The 22,272-nt window shown below is 66.8% G+C and carries 19 protein-coding genes; 12 read left to right on the top strand and 7 right to left on the bottom strand.

Annotated features, from left to right (window positions below; translation table 11 throughout):
• Positions 1-125: 125 nt before the first annotated feature.
• From AC1DX5_RS13255 to phbB, 3 genes are read left to right on the top strand one after another with little or no spacing between them, the layout of a single operon-like run.
• Complete coding sequence (locus AC1DX5_RS13255) at positions 126-2,369, top strand: xanthine dehydrogenase family protein molybdopterin-binding subunit (RefSeq protein WP_478015915.1); 2,244 nt, start codon at positions 126-128, stop codon at positions 2,367-2,369.
• The gene (gene hemH / locus AC1DX5_RS13260; protein ID WP_465175474.1) at positions 2,366-3,373 is read left to right on the top strand and encodes a ferrochelatase; all 1,008 of its coding nucleotides are present in this window, start codon (positions 2,366-2,368) and stop codon (positions 3,371-3,373) included. Before AC1DX5_RS13255 ends, hemH begins: the two co-directional genes overlap by 4 nt.
• A 35-nt stretch (positions 3,374-3,408) precedes the next feature.
• Positions 3,409-4,131: an acetoacetyl-CoA reductase gene (gene phbB, locus AC1DX5_RS13265; protein WP_465171525.1), complete on the top strand. Its 723-nt coding sequence runs from the start codon at positions 3,409-3,411 to the stop codon at positions 4,129-4,131.
• A 258-nt stretch (positions 4,132-4,389) separates the two neighbouring features.
• Here the strand turns inward: phbB and AC1DX5_RS13270 are convergent, their stop codons facing one another.
• Positions 4,390-4,788: a glycine zipper 2TM domain-containing protein gene (locus tag AC1DX5_RS13270; RefSeq protein ID WP_465171526.1), complete on the bottom strand. Its 399-nt coding sequence runs from the start codon at positions 4,786-4,788 to the stop codon at positions 4,390-4,392.
• Between the two features lie 140 nt (positions 4,789-4,928).
• Here AC1DX5_RS13270 and AC1DX5_RS13275 point away from each other — a divergent pair, with 140 nt between their 5' ends.
• Positions 4,929-5,951, top strand: coding sequence for an esterase-like activity of phytase family protein (locus AC1DX5_RS13275; RefSeq protein WP_478015917.1), 1,023 nt, complete (start codon positions 4,929-4,931; stop codon positions 5,949-5,951).
• A 62-nt stretch (positions 5,952-6,013) separates the two neighbouring features.
• On the opposite strand, the gene rpmB is transcribed toward AC1DX5_RS13275, so the two are convergent.
• Positions 6,014-6,313: a 50S ribosomal protein L28 gene (gene rpmB, locus AC1DX5_RS13280; protein WP_272624386.1), complete on the bottom strand. Its 300-nt coding sequence runs from the start codon at positions 6,311-6,313 to the stop codon at positions 6,014-6,016.
• Positions 6,314-6,503: 190 nt separating this feature from the next.
• Here rpmB and AC1DX5_RS13285 point away from each other — a divergent pair, with 190 nt between their 5' ends.
• The gene (locus AC1DX5_RS13285; protein ID WP_465171528.1) at positions 6,504-6,785 is read left to right on the top strand and encodes a hypothetical protein; all 282 of its coding nucleotides are present in this window, start codon (positions 6,504-6,506) and stop codon (positions 6,783-6,785) included.
• Positions 6,786-6,873: 88 nt separating this feature from the next.
• The gene (locus AC1DX5_RS13290; protein WP_465174031.1) at positions 6,874-7,302 is read left to right on the top strand and encodes a nucleoside deaminase; all 429 of its coding nucleotides are present in this window, start codon (positions 6,874-6,876) and stop codon (positions 7,300-7,302) included.
• A gap of 157 nt (positions 7,303-7,459) precedes the next feature.
• On the opposite strand, the gene AC1DX5_RS13295 is transcribed toward AC1DX5_RS13290, so the two are convergent.
• On the bottom strand, positions 7,460-8,137 hold the full coding sequence (locus tag AC1DX5_RS13295) for a YiaD family glycine zipper/OmpA-like lipoprotein (RefSeq protein ID WP_465171529.1): 678 nt from the start codon (positions 8,135-8,137) through the stop codon (positions 7,460-7,462).
• A 148-nt stretch (positions 8,138-8,285) separates the two neighbouring features.
• On the opposite strand from AC1DX5_RS13295, the gene AC1DX5_RS13300 reads away from it, so the two are divergent.
• Complete coding sequence (locus AC1DX5_RS13300) at positions 8,286-9,599, top strand: hemolysin family protein (protein ID WP_465171530.1); 1,314 nt, start codon at positions 8,286-8,288, stop codon at positions 9,597-9,599.
• A gap of 179 nt (positions 9,600-9,778) precedes the next feature.
• Here AC1DX5_RS13300 and AC1DX5_RS13305 read toward each other — a convergent pair whose 3' ends face one another.
• Entirely contained in the window at positions 9,779-10,327 is a 549-nt protein-coding gene (locus tag AC1DX5_RS13305) for a helix-hairpin-helix domain-containing protein (RefSeq protein WP_478015919.1), read from the bottom strand.
• A gap of 64 nt (positions 10,328-10,391) precedes the next feature.
• Positions 10,392-11,840, bottom strand: a complete 1,449-nt coding sequence (locus AC1DX5_RS13310) for a vWA domain-containing protein (RefSeq protein WP_478015920.1) — start codon at positions 11,838-11,840, stop codon at positions 10,392-10,394.
• On the opposite strand from AC1DX5_RS13310, the gene AC1DX5_RS13315 reads away from it, so the two are divergent.
• Positions 11,839-12,078: a hypothetical protein gene (locus AC1DX5_RS13315; RefSeq protein WP_478015922.1), complete on the top strand. Its 240-nt coding sequence runs from the start codon at positions 11,839-11,841 to the stop codon at positions 12,076-12,078. The genes AC1DX5_RS13310 and AC1DX5_RS13315 overlap by 2 nt on opposite strands.
• 356 nt (positions 12,079-12,434) lie before the next feature.
• On the opposite strand, the gene purD is transcribed toward AC1DX5_RS13315, so the two are convergent.
• Entirely contained in the window at positions 12,435-13,697 is a 1,263-nt protein-coding gene (gene purD / locus AC1DX5_RS13320; RefSeq protein WP_478015924.1) for a phosphoribosylamine--glycine ligase, read from the bottom strand.
• On the opposite strand from purD, the gene xseA reads away from it, so the two are divergent.
• The 4 genes from xseA (at position 13,696) to AC1DX5_RS13340 (ending at position 19,525) form a co-directional block, all read left to right on the top strand.
• Positions 13,696-15,084, top strand: coding sequence for an exodeoxyribonuclease VII large subunit (gene xseA, locus AC1DX5_RS13325; RefSeq protein ID WP_478015926.1), 1,389 nt, complete (start codon positions 13,696-13,698; stop codon positions 15,082-15,084). The genes purD and xseA overlap by 2 nt on opposite strands.
• 11 nt (positions 15,085-15,095) lie before the next feature.
• Positions 15,096-15,296, top strand: coding sequence for a DUF2093 domain-containing protein (locus AC1DX5_RS13330; RefSeq protein ID WP_465171535.1), 201 nt, complete (start codon positions 15,096-15,098; stop codon positions 15,294-15,296).
• Positions 15,293-16,213 (top strand): M23 family metallopeptidase, encoded by a 921-nt coding sequence (locus AC1DX5_RS13335; protein ID WP_478015928.1) that lies wholly within the window; start codon positions 15,293-15,295, stop codon positions 16,211-16,213. Before AC1DX5_RS13330 ends, AC1DX5_RS13335 begins: the two co-directional genes overlap by 4 nt.
• Before the next feature lie 264 nt (positions 16,214-16,477).
• Positions 16,478-19,525: a TonB-dependent receptor domain-containing protein gene (locus AC1DX5_RS13340; protein ID WP_465175482.1), complete on the top strand. Its 3,048-nt coding sequence runs from the start codon at positions 16,478-16,480 to the stop codon at positions 19,523-19,525.
• An 87-nt stretch (positions 19,526-19,612) separates the two neighbouring features.
• On the opposite strand, the gene clpB is transcribed toward AC1DX5_RS13340, so the two are convergent.
• On the bottom strand, positions 19,613-22,192 hold the full coding sequence (gene clpB, locus AC1DX5_RS13345; RefSeq protein WP_478015929.1) for an ATP-dependent chaperone ClpB: 2,580 nt from the start codon (positions 22,190-22,192) through the stop codon (positions 19,613-19,615).
• Between the last annotated feature and the right edge of the window lie 80 nt (positions 22,193-22,272).

Consider the following 22,272-nt stretch of genomic DNA (forward strand, 5'->3'; position numbering starts at 1 on the left):
TTCCGTTCGTGTCGAGCGAAGTCGAGACACCCTGGAAAGCACCTGGGGCTGTTTCTCGACTGCGCTCGAAACGAACGGGTGAGGGGGCGGGCCTTTCCCCAATACTCGCCGCACGATAGAGCAGCATGATGGCGGTCCGCGACGCACTCCCCGACATCGACCGGCGCACGCTGCTGATCGGGGGTGGCGTTGGCGTCGGCCTGCTGGTCGCCTGGGGCGTCTGGCCGCGCAGCTACGCGCCGAACCTCACCGCGACGAAGGGCGAGACGATCTTCGGCGCCTGGCTGAAGATCGGCACGGACGGGCATGTCACCGTCGCGGTGCCGCAGGCCGAACATGGCCAAGGCGTCTATACCACCCTGCCGCAGATCCTCGCCGACGAGCTTGGCGCCGACTGGCGCACCGTCGCGGTGCAGCCGGCGCCGCTCAACCCGCTCTATGCCAATGCGATGGCGGCGGACGTGCTGTTCGAGGGCGTGTTCGACGCGCTGCCGGCGCCGCTGCGCTCCGGCCATGCGGCGCGGACCGCGCTGGTGCTGACCGGCGGCTCGACGTCGATCCGGGCGTTCGAGAATGATCTGCGCGATGCCGGGGCCGCCGCGCGCGTCCTGTTGTGCAAGGCGGCGGCGAAGCGCTGGAAGGTCGACTGGCAGGCCTGCGGCACGGCCGGCGGCTTCGTCATCCACGGCGCCGACCGGCTGCGTTTCGGGGACCTCGCCGCCGAGGCGGTCGGCGGATCGCTGCCCAACCCGCTGCCGCTGCGCAGCGGCGACACGAATCGCCTGCTCGGCCAGTCGCTGCCCCGGCTCGACGTGCCGTCGAAGGTCGATGGATCGGCGAACTTTGCCGGAGACGTCCGCCTGCCCGACATGGTGTTCGCCGCGATTCGTCAGGGGCCGGTCGGCGATACGAAGCTGCTCAGCGTCGATCTTGCCGCCGCCGATCGCATCCGGGGCGTGCTGTCCGTCGCGACCAACGACGATTGGGTCGCGGCGATCGCCAACAACTGGTGGGCGGCGAACCAGGCGCTGGGGGCGATGCGCCCGCGCTTCGAGACGCGCGGCGCGATCGTCAATTCGACCAGCATCGACGATGCTCTGACCGCGGCGCTCGATGGACCCGGCGAGCGTATGGCGACCGCGGGCGATCTCTCGGCCGCGTTCAAGGGCGCGCGCCTGGTCACCGCCGAATACCGCGCCGGGCTCGCGGTCCATGCCGCGGTCGAGACGATGACCGCCACCGCGCATTACAGCGACGGCCGGCTGCAATTGTGGCTACCGACTCAGGCGCCGGGGCTCGCCCGCGCGGCGGCGGCGGCGGTGCTCGGCATCGCCGAGGACAAGGTGGTCGTCCACCCGATGCTGATCGGCGGCTCGTTCGGCGCCAATCTCGAACATCTCGCCGCCGAACAGGCAGCGATCCTCGCCGAGAAGCTCAAGCGCCCGGTCCAGCTCGTCTGGTCGCGCAGCGAGGATCTGACGCATGACCGCTATCGTCCGCCCGCCGCGGCGCGCATGTCGGCGCGGCTCGGGCCCAATGGGCAGATCCTCGGCTGGCTTGCCAAGATCGCCGCCCCGACCACCGGGCGCGAGCTGGCCGGGCGGCTGATGGGCGCCGACAAGGCCGCGCGGGCCGCGCTGGCGCTGCCGGGCGTGGGTGACGCCTATGCCGTCGCCGGGGCCAGGCCCTTCTACCGCATCCCGTCCTACGCGGTCGATCATCACCCGGCCGAGATCGGCGTGCCGACCGGCCATTGGCGCTCGGGCGCGCACAGCTATACCAGCTTCTTCACGGAATGTTTCCTCGACGAGCTGGCGCATGTCGCGGGGACGGAGCCGCTGTCGTTCCGCATCGGCATGCTCGGCGGCGATGCGCGGCTGGCGCGGTGCCTGTCGACCGCCGCATCGCTTGGCGGCTGGGAAGGCGGCATCCAGGGCAGCGGCCAGGGCATTGCCTGTCACAGCTTCCGCGGCAGCCATATCGCGGTGCTGGCCGAGGCGCATATCGACGAGGGCCAGCGGCCGGTGGTCGACCGGATCGTCGCGGCGGTGGATTGTGGGCGCCAGATCAACCCCGACGTGGTGCGCCAGCAGATCGAAGGCGGGCTGATCTTCGGCATGGCGGCGGCGCTGGGCGGCGCCACGACCTTCACCGAGAATGTCGGCGATGCCCGCAGCTTCGGCGATCTCGGCCTGCCGCGCCTCGCGGATACCCCCGACATCACGATCGAGATGATCCGCAGCGAGGCCGATCCCGGCGGCGTCGGCGAGCTGGGCGTGCCGCCGGTCGCCCCCGCCATTGCCAATGCGCTCCAGGCCTCTACGGGTTTCCGCATGCGCACCCTCCCCCTGATGCCCGGCGAAGCATGACCCTCCCCACCGCACACCCGGCGATTCCCGAGCCCAGGATCGGCGTGCTGCTGATCAACCTTGGCACGCCCGACGCGCCGGATGCGGGGGCGGTGAAGCGCTATCTGGGCGAATTCCTCTCCGACCGCCGCGTGGTGGAGATATCGCCTGTCCTGTGGCAACCGATATTGCGCGGTATCATCCTGAATACACGGCCGAAAAAGTCGGCGCATGCCTATGGTATGGTCTGGCGCGAGGACGGCTCGCCACTCGCCGCGATCACCCGGGCGCAGGCGATGGCGCTTCAGGGTGCGTTCGGCCCCGACGTGATGGTCGACTGGGCGATGCGCTACGGCAATCCCGCGATCGCCGATCGGCTGAAAGCGCTGAAGGACGCGGGCTGCGAGCGGATCCTGCTGGCGCCGCTTTATCCGCAATATTGCGCAGCAACGACGGCGACTGCGAACGACAAGGCCTTTTCGGTCCTTGCCGGCATGCGCTGGCAGCCGGCGATCCGCACCCTGCCGCCCTATCATGACGATCCGGCCTATATCGCCGCGCTCAAGGCGTCGGTCGAGGCGTCGCTCGCCGCGCTCGATTTCGAACCCCAGGCGATCGTCGCCAGCTTCCACGGCATGCCGCAGCGCACGCTCGAGCTGGGCGATCCCTATCATTGCCACTGCCGCAAGACGGCGCGGTTGCTGGGCGAGGCCATGGGGCGTGAGCTGATCGTCGCGTTCCAGTCGCGCTTCGGCCGGGCCAAATGGCTCGAACCCGCGACGGACCGCACGCTCGAGGCATTGCCGGCCAAGGGCGTGATGAAGGTCGCGATCGTCTCGCCGGGCTTCTCCGCCGACTGTCTGGAGACGCTGGAGGAACTGAATATCCGCGGGCGGGAGAGCTTCCTGGCGGCGGGCGGGACCGATTTCGCCTATCTGCCCTGCCTCAACGACAGCGCGGTGGGCATGGAAATGTTGCGCACATTGCTGCAACGGGAGCTTGAAGGCTGGAACCGGCCCGCCTAGCCTCCGCCACGGTATCTGAACCCCAGGAGATCTATATGGCACGCGTCGCGATCGTCACCGGCGGCACCCGAGGAATCGGCGAGGCGATCAGCCTCGCGCTCAAGGACATGGGGATGACCGTCGCGGCCAATTACGCCGGCAATGACGAGCGCGCCCGGGAGTTCACCGAACGCACCGGCATCGCCGCGTACAAGTGGGACGTGGGCGATTACGATGCCTGCCAGGAGGGCTGCGCCAGAGTCGCCGAGGAGCTCGGGCCGGTCGACGTCGTGGTCAACAATGCCGGCATCACCCGCGACGGCACGATCCTGAAGATGACCTACCAGATGTGGAAGGAAGTCATGGACACCAATCTGGGTGGCTGCTTCAACATGGCCAAGGCGGTGTTCCCCGGCATGCGCGAGCGCAAATGGGGGCGGATCGTCAATATCGGGTCGATCAACGGCCAGGCCGGCCAATATGGCCAGGTGAACTATGCCGCCGCGAAATCGGGCATTCACGGCTTCACCAAGGCGCTGGCGCAGGAAGGCGCGCGCGCCGGGGTGACGGTCAACGCGATCGCGCCAGGCTATATCGACACCGACATGGTGGCGGCGGTGCCGGCCGATGTGCTGGAGAAGATCGTGGCGAAGATTCCGGTAGGGCGGCTCGGCCAGGCCCACGAGATCGCGCGGGGCGTTGCCTTCCTGTGTTCGGAGGAAGGCGGGTTCGTGACGGGGTCGACGCTGTCGATCAATGGCGGGCAACATATGTACTGACGGGCGCAGGGGTCGTTACGACGACCCCGATGCGCGAAGCGCAGCGCCCGGCACGGCCGGCGGGTGGGCTCGCCCAACCCGACCGACGGCGGCTTTGCCGCCGGCGCGCGCTTCTTGTTCGCGGGAACACAAGGGACTTCCAGCGGGCAGTTACGATCAGGTGCCGGTCAGATGCCTGGACCCGGCACCCCCAAAAGTTGAGGGCCGGCACCTTCCGGCACCGGCCCTCGCCCTCGTTACACCACGCGAGGGATTCCGTTAGCGGCGGCAGTAGCGCGGATCGTCCGAGCGATCGATCGCGCGGCCGGCGAGCGCGCCGGCACCGGCACCGAGCACCGTGCCCAGCAGGCGGTCGCCACGGCCGGCGACGGTGTTGCCGAGCAGGCCGCCGGCGATCGCGCCGACCACCGTGCCGGTGTCGTTGTTGCAGCGCGCGCGGTAGCTGCGGTTATAGCCGCGATAGCTCCGGCGATTGTCGTAGCCGCGATCGTCGCGATAGCCGCGATCGTAATCGCGATAGCCATTGTCGTAACGGTTGTCGTAGCGGTCGCCGCGATAATGGCGGTCGTAATTCTGCGCGGCGGCGGGCGTCGCGGGGATCAGGGCGGTGGCACTCATCGCGAGGGCCGCACCGGCCAGGGAAAGTTTCTTGAACATGGCGAGTCTCCTCTGAATGCCGTGTCGTTGGAGCCCTTATGGGTGAGTCGGTTTGAGCTCGTCCTGAATGGAGTCGTTAGCGGACGTTCAGGTGCCGATCGCGGTTGCGCCGGTGCGCCGGGTCGATCAGGGCGGCGGCGATGCGCATCCTCACTTCCGTCCTGCTGCTGCTGTTCCTGACGCCGCCATGGATGGGGGAAAAGAGGCTGGCCCTGCTCGGCGGCGACCCGGCGTTCGAAGCAAAGCGCGTTTCCCTGGACCCGGCAAATCCCGCACTGAACCGCGTGGGACAGTTGACCTGGCTCGGCGGCGTGGAACTGACGAGCCCTGACCCGGCCTTTGGCGGGTTCTCGGCGATGGCGGTCCTGGGCGATCGCGTCACCCTGCTCAGCGACGGCGGCAATGTGGTGCGCTTCCGCCTGGATTCGCATGGGCGCCTGAGCGAGCGATCCTTTGCCAATCTTGCTGCCGGGCCCGGTACTGGTTGGCTGAAGGAAGACCGCGACAGCGAATCGATGACGGCCGACCCGATCACCGGCCGGCTCTGGGTCGGGTTCGAGCGGGCGAACGCGATCTGGCGCTTTGCACCGGGGCTGGCGCGGGGCGAGGCGCATGCCGTTCCGCGCGCCATGGCCGACTGGCCGGTCAATTCGGGGGCGGAGGCCATGACGCGGCTGCCCGATGGCGGATTCATCGTGATCGGGGAGCGGGAGTCCTGGCCGGGCCGCAAGGGCAGGGCGGCGATTCATTTCTCGGGCGATCCGACCGACCGGCCCGATCGCGGCTTTCGTTTCAGCTATATCCCGCCGGCCCATTATGATCCGAGCGACATGGCGGTGCTGCCCGATGGCAGGCTGCTCGTGCTCAACCGTCGATTCGCGGTCCCGTTCGCCTTTTCGACCAAGCTGGTCCTGATCGATTCACGGGCGATTCGCCCGGGCGCTGTCGTGCGCGGACGCGAGATCGCGACGTTGGCCAGCCCGATGGTCCACGATAATTTCGAAGGGATGGCGGTGACGCGGGAGGGCAAGGCGACGATCGTCTGGATCGTGTCCGACGACAATAAGCTGTTCCTGCAGCGCAGCCTGTTGCTCAAGTTCAGGCTCGAGCCCGATTTGCCGACCCCGAGTCGGCCGCCCCGATTCGACGGGGGGCTGGGCTGAAACGCAACGGGCCCGCTCCCCGAGGGGAAGCAGGCCGGCGTTTTTCGATTCGATCGAAAAGGTTAAGCGGCCACCGCGACGGTGCCAAGCTTCTTGCGGACGTCGCGCTTCAGGCGACGGGCACGAAGCGACAGCTTGTCGTCCGAGGTCTTGACCAGCCAGTTGTCGAGGCCGCCGACATGCTCGACCGAGCGCAGGCCGTGCGTGGAGACGCGCAGCTTGACGCTGGTGCCCAGCGCTTCGGACATCAGCGTGACGTTCTGCAGATTCGGCAGAAAGGTACGCTTGGTCTTGTTGTTGGCGTGGGAGACGTTGTTTCCCACCAGCCGGCCCTTGCCGGTCAGTTCGCAAATGCGCGACATGAGTCGTATTCCTGAGTTTCGGCCAGACCGTGCTGGCTGGTCCCGTAAAGGCGGCGCGGATAGCCGCAACGGGACGATGCGTCAACCGATTCAGGCATTCCCGTGCATCCTGATGCGCCGATGCAACCTAGTGCGCCCCCGTCAGTTGATTACGGTATCGATTCGATTGCCTCGTTTTTGGAGAATGCCAATGCGCGCCTTGTTAGCTCTGGTTGGAATCGCCGCCGTCGTCGTCGTCGTGATGTTGTCGCTCGGCCTGTTGACGCTCAAGACCACGCCGGGCTCGCTGCCCCAGGTCAGCGTCAATGGGGGCGCCGCGCCAACGGTCGATGCCAATGTCGCGACCGTGAGCGTCGGCACCGCGAACAAGACGATCGAGGTGCCGAAGGTCACCACCGTGGAGAAGACGATCAGCGTGCCGACGGTGAATGTGAACAAGCCCGTCGACGCGTCGACCAACACCGCGCGGTAAGCGTCGGCGCCCCTTGAGCATCGCCGCCGGGCTGGCCCGGGCGGCGATGCTGAGGCAAAGGGGCGGCATGTTCCCGATTCCTGCCCCGATGCGCGCCGCGCTCGACGCCGCCGCCCAGGCTGCTGCCGCCGGGGAAGTGCCCGTCGGCGCAGCGATCGTCTGTGATGGAAAGATCCTGGCGGTCGCGGCCAACGCGCCGCGCGCGCTTCACGATCCCACCGCCCATGCCGAGATGCTGGCGATTCGCGCGGCGGCCGAGGCGATCGGCGGCGATCGCCTGTCCGATTGCGATCTGTGGGTGACGCTCGAGCCCTGCGCGATGTGCGCGGGCGCCATCGCCCATGCCCGCATCGCGCGCCTCTATTACGGCGCCGGCGACCCCAAGGGCGGGGCGGTCGAACATGGCCCGCGGCTGTTCGCCCAGCCGACCGTGCACCACCGGCCCGAAATCTATCCCGGGATCGGCGAAGGCGAGGCGGCCACGCTGCTCAGGGATTTCTTCGCGGCACGTCGCTGATCATCGCCCTCTCCCTTTCGGGAGAGGGCGATGATCAGCAGCGAGGGAGAGGGCTCGGTCGGAACGGCCAGTTCGAGCCTCACGACCGGTTCCGACCGAGCCCTCTCCCTTCTCGAAAGACGGTTCTCGGCCTCTACCGGGCGGGAGAGGCAGTCTTTTACCGCACATCGCTCTCGGAGATCGGCACGATCTTGATCTCCACGCGCCGATTCGCCGCGCGACCTGCCTCGGTATCGTTCGAGGCGATCGGCTGCAGCTCGCCGAAACCGCGGATGCCGATTCGCGCCGACTTCACGCCGCGCGTCTCGAGATAGTCGGCGACCGATCCGGCGCGGCGTTCCGACAGGTCCTGGTTATAGGCTTCGCTGCCGGTCGAATCGGTATGGCCGTAGATATCGACATAGGTGCGGTCATATTGGCCGAGCACCTGCCCGACCTGATCGAGCGTGCGCTGGAACTGCGGCGCGACCGCCGCGCTGTTATAGGCGAAATTGATGCCCGACGGGATGTTGAGGATCAGGTCGTCGCCCTGCCGGATCACCTGCACATCGGTGCCGGCGGTGCGTGCGCGCAGATCGCGTTCCTGCTTGTCCATATAGGCGCCGATCCCGGCACCCGCGATGCCGCCGATGCCGGCGCCGACGATCTTCTCGGTCCGGTCGTGCCGGCCGCCGACGATATCGCCGAGCAGATAACCGCCGAGCGCCCCTCCGATTCCGCCAATCGCCGCCTTGGAGATGCGGCGTTCGCCCGTGACCGGGTCAGTGGTGCAGGCGCTCGTCGCCATCAGGGCGGCAAGGGCGGTGGCGGCGAGCGCCCGATGTGACAGCGTCATGATTCTCTCCCTGTCGCGGCGCGCTGAGGCGCCGCTTTGCCCCGTTTCAACACGCCTGGCCGCCCGCTTGTTCCGCCTCCGATTCGAACTTCCGTGTCACAGGCGGTTGTGCAGGCGCGAGAAACCCGCCAAAGACTTGGAGCGCGCCATGGCACCGCTTCCCCCCTTCCCCTGGATCGACGTCGCGATCATCTTCGCGCTGATCGTGTTGAACGGCGTTTTCGCGATGTCGGAGCTGGCGATCGTCTCGTCGCGCAAGGCGCGGCTCGAGGCGATGGCACGCGCGAAGAAGCGCGGCGCGCGTACGGCGCTGGCCCTGGCGGCCGATCCCGGCAAGTTCCTCTCCACCACGCAGATCGGCATCACGCTGATCGGCATCCTCGCCGGTGCCTATTCGGGCGCAAGCCTGGGTGGGCCGGTGGCGGCGCGCCTCGGCTTTCTCGGCCTGTCGGACGAGATCGCGCAGACGGTCGGTTTCGGCATCGTCATCGCCATCACGACCTATGCCTCGCTCGTCGTCGGGGAACTGGTACCGAAGCAGATCGCGCTGCGGGCCCCCGAACCGATCGCCGCGCTCATGGCGGGTCCGCTCCTGACTCTCGCCTGGTGCACCGCCCCGGTGGTCTGGCTGCTCGATTCGTCGAGCGGCGCGCTGTTCCGCCTGATGGGGCTGAAGCGCGAGACCGAGGATCATGTGACGGCCGAGGAGCTTCATCTGATCGTCGCCGAGGCCAGCAAGTCGGGCGTGATCGAGGAACATGAGCGCTCGATCATCTCGGGCGTCGTCCGCCTGGCCGACCGGCCGGTACGCGAAGTGATGACGCCGCGCACCGATGTCGAATGGATCGACGCGACGCTCGACGATGCCGGCATCCGCGCCGCGCTGATGGCGGCGTCGCACAGTCGCATGCCGGTCGCCGACGGATCGGTCGATGCGGTGATCGGCGTGGTCCAGGCGCGCGACATCGCGGTGGCGCTGTTCAAGGGCGAGCCGCTCGATCTGCGCGTGCTGATGCGCCAGGCGCCGGTAGTGATCGACCAGATCGACGCGATGGACGCGCTCGATGCCCTGCGCCAGGCCGAAGTCCCGATGGCGCTGATCCATGACGAGTACGGCCATTTCGAAGGCATCGTGACGCCCGCCGATCTGCTCGCGGCAATCGCCGGTGAGTTCGCGTCGGACACCGATCCGGACGAAGCGCCGTCGGTGGTCGAGCGCGACGACGGGTCGCTGCTCGTCGCGGGGCAGATGGCGGTCGATGCGCTGGCCGAACGGCTCGGCATCGATCTGCCCGAGGATCGCGACTATGCGACCGTCGCCGGCCTCGCGCTCGCGGTGTTCCGCCACCTGCCGGGCGAGGGCGAAAGCTTCATCGAGCAGGGCTGGAAATTCGAAGTGGTCGATCTCGATGGCCGGCGCATCGACAAGCTGCTGGTCAGCGAGGCGAAGAAGAAGCGCTAGGCCGGGAAGGCTTTCAGCTGGGCTGCCCGTCTCCTCGTCCGTTCGTGCCGAGTAGAGACCGAGTAGCGCCGCAGGCGCGTATCGAGGGCTCGTATCGAGGCACCGTTCCGGGCGGCACCACCTGTCTCTCAAGACGAACGGACGAGTGGATGAACGGGTCGACCTGAATTTATCTTGTTCTAACCCAGCTTGCCGAACTCGGCTTCATAGGCCGCGCGGTCGCCCGCGGCGAGCAGGCGGGCCTGCTCGATCCAGCGGTCGCGCGCCAGCCGGCCGCGGAAATTGCCCAGCCGCGCGTCGAGATCCTGCGCCTCCTCGGGGGTCAGCGCGGCGATCTGGTCGATCCGGGTGATGCCGAGCTCCGCCAGGGTGGCGACCAGCTTGGGGCCGAGCCCCTTGAGCTGAGTCAGGTCGGCGGAGGCAGGTGCCGGTGCGGGAGCCGGGGCAGGTTCGGCTACCGGTTCGGCCATCTCCACCGCGATCGAGGCGGGCGTCGCATCGAACGCGGCGGCCGCCACGATCGGCTCGTCGGCGAGCGGCGGCGGGCTGGGCACGACAGCAGGCGGCACGGTCGATCCGGGCGAGCCCTGTTCGGCCGCGGCGCGGTTCTTGGTGACGATATCGTCGGCGGCGCGGCGCTCGCGCCGGAGCTTGATACCCCAGATGATGCCGGCGATCACGACGATCGCGAGCAGCGCGATCAGGATCAGGGGGGCGGTCGTTTCCATGCTTCGGCTCCGTGGGTTGCCGCCCATCCCTATCGCAGGATGGCCGGGCAACGCCACCGGATCGTCAGTCGCCCGCGCGCTTCCTGTCGGCAAGGCGGGTCAGCCTGACGAATTCCTGCCGCCAGATGTCCTGCTGGATGCCCGCCAGCGCGCGTGCATCGGCCAGGCTGAAGCTGCCGAGAAAATTGTCGCCGCGCAGTCTCTGACCATAGGCGGCGACCGCCGCGACGAACGCCATGTCGCCGGCCGGTGCGGCGGCGTTCCGCATCAGGCTGGCGGGGACCGCGCGGGTGACCAGCCGCGATTGCTTCCCGTCCGGCAGCTTGTAGCGCAGCTTGACGAAGCCCAGCTCGGTGCCGCTTCCTGCGGCAGCGGTGCGCTTTTGGGCATAGCGCCGCTCGTCGGCCCAGCCCTTCGCGCTGGCCGGCATCACTTCGTACAGCGCGGTCACCTGGTGCCCGGCGCCGATATCGCCCGCGTCGACCGAATCGTTGTTGAAATCCTCTTCGGCCAAAGCGCGGTTCTCATAACCGATCAGGCGATATTGCTTCACCTCGGCCGGGTTGAACTCGACCTGCACCTTCACGTCCTTGGCGACGGTGACGAGCGTCGCGGACAATTGCTCGTCGAGCACTTTCCCCGCTTCCGTCGCACTGTCGATATAGGCGTAATTGCCATTTCCGAGATCGGCGATGTGCTCCATCATCGCCTCGTTGTAATTGCCTTCGCCGAAGCCGAGCGTGGTGAGGGTGATGCCGTCGTCGCGGTTGGACTTGACCAGGGCCTCGAGCGCCCTCGTGTCGCTGATCCCGACGTTGAAATCGCCGTCGGTCGCCAGGAAGATACGGTTGACGCCGTCCTTCATGAAGCTGGACCGGGCGGTGTCATAGGCGAGCTGGATGCCTGCGGCGCCCGCTGTGGATCCGCCGGCCTCCAGGCGCGTGAGCGCTGCCTTCACCGCATTCTTGTTGGCCGTGGGCTTCAGCACCATGCCCGCATTGCCCGCATAGACGATGATCGAAACCCGATCGTCGGGGCGGAGCCGGTCGGCGAGCCCGGTCAGCGCCGCCTTGACCAGGGGCAGCTTGTCGGCATCCTCCATCGACCCCGATACATCGACGAGGAAGACCAGGTTGGCGCGGGGCCGCGCGGCGGTGGTCACGTCCCAGGCACGCAGCCCGATGCGGAGCAGCCGCGATTCCCGGTTCCACGGCGTGGTCGAGACATTGGTCGTCACGCTGAACGGCTGGGCGCGATCGGTCGGGCGCGGATAGTCATAGCGGAAATAATTGATCATCTCCTCGGTGCGCACGGCCTCGGGCGGCGGGGCTTCGCCATGGTTCAGAAAGCGTCGGACATTGGCATAGGAGCCGGTGTCGACATCGACCGAGAAGGTGGAGACGGGGTTGGTCGAGACGCGCTGGATCGGGGCGACGGGCCGGCCGTCATAGCGTTCGGTGTTGCCGGGCGCACCATAAGGCGCGGTGGGGGAGGACGGCAGCGCCAGCATCATGGCGGGCGGCGCCCTGTTGAATGAGGATGTCGGCTCGACCGGCGGCGGCATGGGCTCCATGACATCCATCGATCGAAGCGCTTCGGTAAGCTTCCGCACCGGCGGTTGCGACAACGATGTGATCAACAGACTGATCAATCCTGCCGTGAGCAACAGGCTGATCGATCCGGAAGCGATAGCGGGACGAAACCTCATCGACTCTCTCCCTTATCTTCTCTCCAATGATGTAATGGTATAACATAATATAACTGTTGCCAAGCCAGCCGAGAGAATGGTGTGGCGCGTCGATTCAACATCGCAGCGAATCATGGCAGCGTGAATTTGGACGACGCCCTTGTCAGGTACGTCCCGCTCTTTCTCAGTTGAAGATTGCAGGAGATCCGCTCGAACCAATTACCGGCCGTGCCACCTGTTATCGACCTGTTTCCGACCTGTTATTCAGTAACAGGTGCTTGGGCAGTAACAGTCTGAAACATCACCACAAAAGAAGGATCGGAATCCAACATAACAGGTGAGAAAAAAATTTCGTCGAAATAACAGGTGGAACAGGTGACGCATTCTCCTCGCCGAGGCCTGGGGCGATGCGACCCGGAATCAGCGGGTTCGGGCGATCTCGCGCCAGCCGATGTCGCGGCGGCAGAAACCGGTCGGGAAATCGATCGCATCGACGGCGCGATAGGCGTCCGTCTGGGCGGTCGCGATATCGGGGCCGGTCGCAGTGACCGCCAGAACACGCCCACCTGAGGCGACCAGCTTCCCGCGGTCGAGACGCGTGCCCGCCTGGAACACCCGCGCGCCGAGCGCCTCGGCGGCATCGATCCCGGCAATGGCGCCGCCGGTCTCGGGCGTGCCGGGATAGCCCCTGGCCGCCATCACCACGGTCAGCGCGGTATCGGGCGAGAAGCGCAACGGCGCGCGACCGGCCAGCCGCCCTTCGGCGGTGTCGAGCATCAGCTCAAGCAGGTCGTCCTCGAGCCGGGTCATCAGCACCTGGCATTCGGGGTCGCCGAAGCGGGCATTATATTCGATCAGCTTGGGCCCGTCGGCGGTGAGCATCAGCCCTGCGAACAGCACGCCCGAAAAGGGCATGCCGGCCGCCTTCATCGCCGCCACGGTGGGCAGGATGATTGCGTCGATCGCCTGCTGCTCCAGTTCGGGCGTCAGCACGCGCGCCGGGCTGTACGCGCCCATCCCGCCGGTATTGGGGCCGGTATCGCCGTCGCCGACACGCTTGTGGTCCTGGGCCGATCCGAACACCAGGATAGCCTCGCCGTCGGCGAGCACGAACAGGCTGGCTTCCTCGCCGTCGAGGAATTCCTCGATGACGGCTTCGGCGCCGCGCACCGCGAACAGCTCGTCGAGTGCTGCCTCGGCCTCGGCGCGGGTGGTCGCGACCGTCACGCCCTTGCCGGCGGCGAGGCCGTCTGCCTTCACCACCACGGGCAGGCCGAACTCGCCGAGTGCCGCCTGCGCTCCGTCGCGCGAGGTGACGCGGACATAGCCGGCGGTCGGGATCTTCGCCCGCTTGCACAGATCCTTGGTGAAGCCCTTCGATCCTTCGAGCTGGGCCGCCGCCTTGTTCGGGCCGAACACTGGAATGCCCATCATCCGGATATTGTCGCCAAGCCCGTCGACCAGTGGCGCTTCGGGCCCGATCACGACCAGGCCGATCGATTGGCGGTGGCAGAAATCGATCACCGCACGGTGATCCGCCGGGTCGAGATCGGCCAGGTCGGCATGCTCGGAGATGCCCGGATTGCCGGGCGCCGCAAACAGCTTGCCGAGGCGCGGCGATTGCGCGAGGCGCCACGCGAGCGCATGTTCACGGCCACCGGAGCCGATCAGCAGGACATTCATGACCGACCCCTTTTACGACGATCTCGACGACAAGACCGGGCGGCTCGTAGCCGAGCAGATGCCGGGCGACAACGCCGCGCCGCTCGGCGTGGGCGAACTGGCGCTGAAGCTCAAGCGCGTCGTCGAGGGCGAGTTTGGCCATGTCCGGCTGCGCGGCGAGATTTCAGGCTACAAGCGCGTCGCCTCGGGCCATGCCTATCTCAGCCTGAAGGATGACAGCGCGGTGATCGACGGCGTGATCTGGAAGGGCCAGATCGCGCTGATCCCGTTCCAGCCGCAGGACGGGATCGAAGTGATCGCGACCGGCAAGGTCACCACCTATCCCGGCCGCTCCAAATACCAGATCGTGATCGAGCGCATGGAGCTGGCGGGCGAGGGCGCGCTGATGGCGCTGCTGGAGAAGCTCAAGGCCGGGCTCGCCGCCGAGGGGCTGTTCGACAATGCGCGCAAGAAGGTGCTGCCCTATCTGCCCCGGGTGATCGGGGTCATCACCTCGCCAACCGGTGCCGTGATCCGCGACATCCTGCACCGGCTCGAGGATCGCTGCCCGACTCATGTGCTGGTCTGGCCGGTCAAGGTACAGGGCGACGCCGCCGCGGCCGAGGTCGCGGCGGCGCTGCGCGGGTTCGACGCGATCCAGCCGGGCGGGCCGGTGCCGCGCCCCGACCTCGTCATCGTCGCGCGCGGCGGCGGCTCGATCGAGGACCTCTGGGCGTTCAACGAGGAAGTGGTGGTGCGCGCCATCGCTGCCTGCTCGATCCCGATCATCTCGGCGGTCGGGCACGAGACCGATACGACGCTGGCCGATTTCGCCGCCGACCTGCGCGCCCCGACGCCGACCGCCGCCGCCGAGATGGCGGTGCCGGTGCTCGCCGATCTGCGGCTGACGCTCGCCGCGATGGGCCAGCGGACCGAACGCTGCGCGCGGCGCTATCACGAACGCGGGCGCGAACGGCTCGACGCGCTGGTGCGGGTGATTCCGAAGCGCGACGCGCTGCTCGGTCCGCAGCGCCAGCGCGCCGACGATCTCGGCGCGCGGCTCGATCGCGGGCTGGAACGGCGCGTGACGCTGGCGCGCGGCGTGCTCGATCGTTCGGCCGGGGCGCTGCGGCTGTCGGTGCTGGAGCGCCGGCTGGAGGATGCGCGGACCCGGCTCGACCGGACCTGGCGACTGGCCGAATCGCTCAATCCCGACAAATTGCTGGAGCGCGGCTATGTCCGCGTCTCGGCGCGGCCCTCGGGCGCCGTCGTCACCACCAGCGCGGCGGCGCGCACGGCGGGCGCCATCACGCTCCACTTCCGCGACGGGCCCGTCGATGCGCGGGTTGAGCGGGCGGGCGGCAAGGCATATGACAAGGCAAGCCCGGAACAGCCGAGCCTTTTGTGAGCGGAAATACGATGTTGATGTCGAACAGCGATCGCCCGGCGCGGCTTCATTACATGGCCAATGGCTTCCGCGTGCTCGCGACCGGCGACCATGTCGTCTGCGCGGTCTCCGGCCAGCGGATCGCGCTCGAAGATCTGCGCTACTGGAGCGTCGCGCGGCAGGAGCCCTATGCGACCCCGGAACTGGCGATGCAGGCGATGGCGCCGCAATGACGCCAGGCTGGCGCGGGGTGGTTGGAATCGCCGCGCTGATCGTCGCCGGAGGCTGTGTGAGGGCGTCGCCGGCGGCGCCCGGGGTCGGGCAGCCCGTGGCAAGCCCGCAAGCCGCGCCGACCGTCCCGCCCTGGCCGACCCCGGTTCCGGCGCGCTTCAGCTATTCGGGCAGCATGATCCAGGGCGGCCTGGTGATCGGCATCGCGCCCGCCGGCACCAGCCAGCTCACCTTCGACGGCACCGCCATCCCGGTCGCGCCCGACGGCCGGTTCCTGATCGCGTTCGACCGCGACGCGAAACCGACCGCCAGCCTGGTGGCGACTCTGGCCCGCGGCGGCGATGTGCGCGACACACTGACGGTCGCGCCGCGCGCCTGGGACATTTCGAAGCTCGACACCGTGCCGAAATATCCGGTGCCGCAGCCCGAGTTCGAGAAACTGCGTCCGGCCGAGCTTGCCCAGATCGCCGCCGCGCGCGGGATCGGGACGGATGCGGACGGCTGGCGCGGGCCGTTCATCTGGCCGGTGACGGGGCGCATCTCGACCTTGTTCGGGTCGCAGCGCATCTACAAGAATGGCGAAGCGGGCAGCTATCATTCCGGGCTCGACATCGCCCGTCCGACCGGCACCATAGTGGTCGCGCCCGCTGACGGCGTGGTGATTCTCGCCGCCGATCATCCCTTCACGCTGGAGGGCAATCTGCTGATGATCGATCACGGCATGGGCTTGAACACCGCGTTCCTGCATCTGTCGAAGATCACCGTCCGCGTCGGCGACAAGGTGCGGCGCGGCCAGCCCGTCGGCCTGATCGGCATGACCGGCCGGGCCTCCGGACCCCATCTCCACTGGGGGATGAAGTGGCGCGATTCCCGCATCGATCCGCTGCTCGTGGCGGGTCCGATGCCGGTTACTCCATAGCAAGTCAGGCCTTCGCAGGCGCAGCACGGTATCCTGCGATACCGGCCGATTGCTGCCGAAACGCGTCGTTTCTGTGTCTTTTTGGATACAGCTAGGGCGAAAGCAGCGCAGCGAAGATGAATGCTACCTTTACAGAAACTGAGCGCTTGGCCCATCACACCGCCATGTCTCTTGGGGCCGTATTGCGTGCGGCCGATGGGGGCTTGGCAATCACCTTGCCGGACCGCGCAAAGCGGCCGGAGGGGTCAAGCGAGGGAAAAATTCGTGATCAATCCAGACAATTTCGCGCGTAAGGCGCGTCTGCTCGCCACCGCTGCGCCATTCGCGCTGGTGCTGGCGGCCACCCCTGCGTTCGCGCAGGAGACCCCGGCTCCGGCCGCACAGGAAGGCCAGACGGCCGCTGCGGACGACAATAGCGACATCGTCGTGACCGGTACGCTGTTCCGCCGCACCGACACCGAGACGGTGTCGCCGGTCACGGTCGTGACGACCGAGGCGATGGACGCCCGCGGCATCAACACCGTGCAGGACGCGATCCAGCAGCTGTCGTCCAACAACGGTCCGGCGCTCGGCAACTCCTTCACCGCCAACGGCGCGTTCGCCGGCGGTGCGTCGTCGGTCTCGCTGCGCGGCCTGTCGACCAACTCGACCCTGGTTCTGTTCGACGGCCTGCGCGCCGCTTATTATCCGCTGGCCGATGACGGTTCGCGCAACTTCGTCGATCTCAACACCATCCCGGACGACATCGTCGAGCGGATCGAAGTGCTGCGCGACGGCGCGTCCTCGTCCTACGGCGCAGACGCGATCGCGGGCGTGGTCAACATCATCACCAAGCGTTCGGTCACTGGCGTCCAGGGCCGCGCGGAAGCCGGCGTCGCGGAGCGCGGCTTCGGCGGCAATCAGCGCCTGTCGCTGACCGCCGGCATCGGCGATCTCGATGAGAAGGGCTTCAATGCCTATATCAGCGGCTTTTATTATCGCGCCGAGGAAGTCGAGAATCGCGACCTGGGATATCCGTACAACACGTCGGATCAGACCGGTCTCTGCAGTTCGCGTGTCGACCCGAACGTCTGCGGTCATAACGGCCAGGCTTATGGCCTCGAGAATGGCGTATTGCCGAACAACGGAAACCTGACGGCCCAGGCGGACGGCAATTATAACCTGTCCAACATCTATGTCCGCCCGGCGGATCAGGCCAACGCCGCAGTCCCCGGAACGCGCTATCAGCTGCTGAACCCCGGCGTCTGCAACGGCGGCGTTGCCTATAACCCGACTGCCGCGGATCGCGTACCGTCGCTAAACGCCAACCTGCCGACCACCGTGTGCCGCGAAGACGGCGTCAACAAATATGGCACGGTTGCACCGCACATCGAGCGTTTCGGGGCCTCGTTCAAGGTCACCGCGATGCTCGGCGACAATACGGAAGGCTATTTCCAGGGCAACTTCCAGCAGGCCAGCACCTCCTATGATGGCGGCCCGCCCACCATCCGTGGCAACGCGCCGACCGGGATTTTCTACCCGCAGTTCTCGACCTCGAGCGCCGCGGCGATCCGTGCACCCGGCTCGTTCGTCCTGTCGCTGCCGACCTATGTCTGCCCGCGCGGCACGATCGCTGCCTGCACCGCGACCAACGGTACGCTCAATCCAAACAATCCGTTCGCGGCTGCCGGTCAGCGCGCGCTGGTCATCGGCACGATCCCGCAGGTTTCCAGCAACTTGACGCGCAGCCGCGTGTACCGCGCCGCTGCCGGTGTGTCCGGCGACGTGTTCGACGGCATCAGCTACAAGGTCGACTTCACGGCGATGCACACCGATCTGAAGCGCACGTCGCGTGGCTATGTGTACATCCAGCACCTGCTCGACGTGGTGAACGACGGCTCGTACAATTTCGTGAATCCGCTCGCGAACAGCCAGGCGGCGCAGGATTATCTGACGCCGGACAACGTGACGAACTCGTCGTCCGATCTGTTCCAGGGGCAGATCAGCCTGGGCAAGGAACTGGCGCAGCTCCCGGGCGGCCCGCTCCAGCTCGGCGTCGGCGGATCGGTTTATTACGAAGCGGTGGACGCGCCCAGCGCGAACTCCGACGTCAATGGCCCGACCCAGCGTTATTTCACGCTCAATGCGTTCGGCACCAAGGGCAATCGTACCGTTTCCTCGGCCTTCTACGAACTCAACGCGCCGGTCATCGATCAGATCGAGCTCAACGCCTCGGGTCGTTACGATCACTATTCGTCGGGCCAGAGCGCTTTCTCGCCGAAATTCGGTGTGAAGCTTAAGCCGATCCGCCAGTTGCTGATCCGCGGGACCTATTCCAAGGGGTATCGTATCCCGTCCTTCGGTGAAGCAAACGCTCTGCCGACGACTGGCTATGTCTCGCAAACTGTCGGGAATATCCCGCAAAATTTCCGCGCTCTGTACGGCGCGGCATGCGGTGCGAATGCCAACAACTGCCCGTCGTATCTCACCAACTACTCGATCGGTCTGACGACGCTTGCCTCGCCGAACCTGAAGCCTGAGAAGTCGCGCAGCTTCACCGCCGGCGTCCTTTTCGAGCCGATCCGCAACGTCTCGTTCACGGTCGATTACTACAACATCAAGAAGACCGGCGCGATCACCTCGCCGTCCTCGGCACCGGCTATCGCAGCTTATTATGCCGGCCAGCCGATCCCGGCGGGCTACAACGTCATCGCTGATGCGGCGGACATCAACAATCCGACCGCCAAGCCGCGTATCGCCTTCGTTCAGTCGGCCCTGATCAATGCCAACACGATCAAGTCGGAAGGCATCGATTTCGGCGCGAATGCGAAGTTCGACCTGGGTGCGGTCAAATGGACGTCCGTCCTCGACGCCAGCCTGATCCTGGAGCTCAGCACGACCTTCCCGGACGGCACCAAGGAGACGTATGTCGACACGCTCGGCAACTTCAACCTGACCGCTGGCTCGGGCACGTTCCGCTGGCGCGGCAACTGGCGGAACACGCTGGAGTACAACCAGTTCGCTCTCACCGGTACCGTGAACTATACTTCGGGATATGATCTCTCGGCTGAGGATCAGGGCACCGTCGCTGGCGATTGCGGTCTCGCGCCGGATTACACCGGCTGCCGCGTTAAGAGGTACATCACGTTCGACGCGAACCTGTCGGTTAAGGTCAACGACCAGTTCACCTTCTACGCGAACGTGCTCAACTTGACGAACGCCAAGCCGGGTCTCGATGCGGTCACCTATGGTGCGTATCTCTACAACCCGGTTCAGGCCGGTTACAACATCTTCGGCCGTCAGTTCCGCGCCGGCGCGAAGTTCAACTTCTAAGCCACGCAGAACGAAAAAATCGGGGCGGATCCTTCGGGATCCGCCCCTTTTTTGTCCGTCGGTGTTGCGGGGCCGGGGCCCGGGACATCACCCCACCGCAAGCTCCAGCTTCCCGTCGCCCTCATCGACCTTCACCGTCGACCCATCCTTCACGTCGCCGCGCAGGATCAGGTCGGCCAGCGGGTCCTGCAGATAGCGCTGCACCGCCCGCTTCAAGGGCCGCGCGCCATAGACCGGGTCGTAGCCGACCCGGCCGAGCCAGGCGCGTGCCCCATCGGTCAGCTCCAGCACCACCTTGCGGTCCGCCAGCAGCTTCTGCACGCGCGAGACCTGGATATCGACGATCGGTGCCATCTCGCTCTGCCCGAGCCGGTGGAACAGGATGATCTCGTCCAGCCGGTTGAGGAATTCCGGGCGGAAATGCCCGCGCACGATCTCCATCACCTGCGGCTCGACCGAGGACGCGTCCTCGCCGTCGCCCAGGCTCGACAGATACTGGCTGCCCAGGTTCGAGGTCAGGATGATCAGCGTGTTGGAGAAGTCGACCGTGCGGCCCTGGCCGTCGGTCAGCCGCCCGTCGTCGAGCACCTGGAGCAATATGTTGAACACGTCGCCATGGGCCTTCTCGACTTCGTCGAACAGCACGACCTGATAGGGCCTGCGCCGCACCGCCTCGGTCAGCACGCCGCCTTCCTCATAACCGACATAGCCGGGAGGGGCGCCGATCAGCCGGGCGACGGCGTGTTTTTCCATGAACTCGCTCATGTCGATGCGGACCAGCGCATTGGCGTCGTCGAACAGGAACTCGGCGAGCGCCTTGGTCAGCTCGGTCTTGCCGACGCCGGTCGGGCCGAGGAACAGGAAGGACCCGAGCGGCCGGTTCGGCTCCTGCAGCCCGGCCCGCGCGCGGCGCACCGCGGTCGAGACCGCGCGGACTGCCTGGGCCTGGCCAATCACGCGCTTGCCCAGCGCTTCTTCCATGCCGAGCAGCTTGGCGCGCTCGCCTTCCAGCATCCGGTCGACCGGGATGCCAGTCCAGCGGCTGACCACGGCGGCGATATCGTCGGCAGTCACTTCCTCGCGCAGCATCGCGCCCTTGGTGGTGGCCTGCGCCTCGTCGAGCTGGCGGGTGAGTTGCGGGATGGTGCCGTAGGACAGCTCGCCCGCCTTGGCGAGATCGCCGGCGCGCTGCGCCTGCTCAAGCTCGAGCCGCGCCGCGTCGAGCTGTTCCTTCAGCTTCGCCTCGGCGTTGATCTTGTCCTTCTCGCCCTGCCAGCGCGTGGTCAGCTCGGCCGATTGTTGTTCGAGATTGGCGAGCTCGGCCTCGAGCGTGACGAGGCGATCGCGCGAGGCCGCATCGGTCTCGCGCTTCAGCGCTTCGCGTTCGATCTTGAGCTGAATGATCCGCCGGTCGAGCGTCTCGATCTCCTCGGGCTTCGATTCAACCTCCATGCGGATTCGGCTAGCCGCTTCGTCCATCAGGTCGATCGCCTTGTCGGGCAGGAAGCGGTCAGTGATGTATCGGTTTGAAAGGGTAGAGGCAGCGACAATCGCGGCGTCAGTGATGCGCACGCCGTGGTGAAGTTCGTATTTCTCCTTCAGCCCGCGCARGATCGAGAYSGTGTCYTCGACYGTCGGCTCGYCGACGAAMACCGGCTGGAAGCGCCGCTGGAGTGCCGCGTCCTTCTCGACATATTTGCGATACTCGTCGAGCGTGGTSGCGCCGACACAGTGCAGCTCGCCACGGGCCAGCGCGGGCTTGATCATGTTGGACGCGTCCATSGCGCCRTCGGYCTTGCCGGCRCCGAYCAGSGTGTGCATCTCGTCGATGAACAGGATGATGTCGCCTTCGCCGGCGCGCACTTCGTCGAGCACGCCCTTCAGCCGCTCCTCGAACTCGCCGCGATATTTGGCGCCGGCGATCATGCTGCCGATGTCGAGCGACATCAGCTTCCGGTCCTTCAGCGTGTCGGGCACGTCGCCATTGGCGATGCGCAGCGCAAGACCTTCGGCGATCGCGGTCTTGCCGACGCCGGGTTCGCCGATCAGCACCGGGTTGTTCTTGGTGCGGCGGGCAAGGATCTGGATGGTGCGGCGGATTTCCTCGTCGCGGCCGATCACCGGGTCGAGCTTGCCGTCGCGCGCGGCCTGGGTGAGGTCGCGCGCGAATTTGTTGAGCGCGTCGAACCGGTCCTCGGCACCCGCACTGTCGGCGGTGCGGCCCGCGCGGATCTTGTTGATCGCGGCGTTCAGGGCATCGGCCTTCACGCCCGCCGCGGCGAGTGCCTTGCCGGCAGTGGTCGTGGTGGAGAGCGCAAGCGCGAGCAGCAGCCGCTCGACCGTGACGAAGCTGTCGCCCGCCTTGGTTGCGGCCTGCTCGGCCTGGTCGAGCACGCGCACCGCGTCATTGTCGAGGCCGGGCGTCTGTTGTGCGCCGCCGCCCGAGACGGCTGGCACCTTTGCCAGCGCCGCGTCGGTCTCGGTCGCCGCGCGCTTTGCGTCGCCGCCGGCGGCGGTGATCAGCCCTGCCGCCATGCCCTGCTCGTCCTCGAGCAGCGCCTTCAGGATATGCTCGGGCGCAATGCGCTGATGGCTCATCCGGATCGCGACGGTCTGTGCCGATTGCAGGAAGCCCTTTGCGCGGTCGGTGAATTTTTCCAGGTTCATTGTTGTCCCTCCAGGTCCGGCACGGATATGGTGTTGTATATATGCAACACAAGCCTCTTGCGCCCGACTTTTTCGCCCTC

This window comes from Sphingomonas sp. P2_B6, from assembly GCF_056404755.1.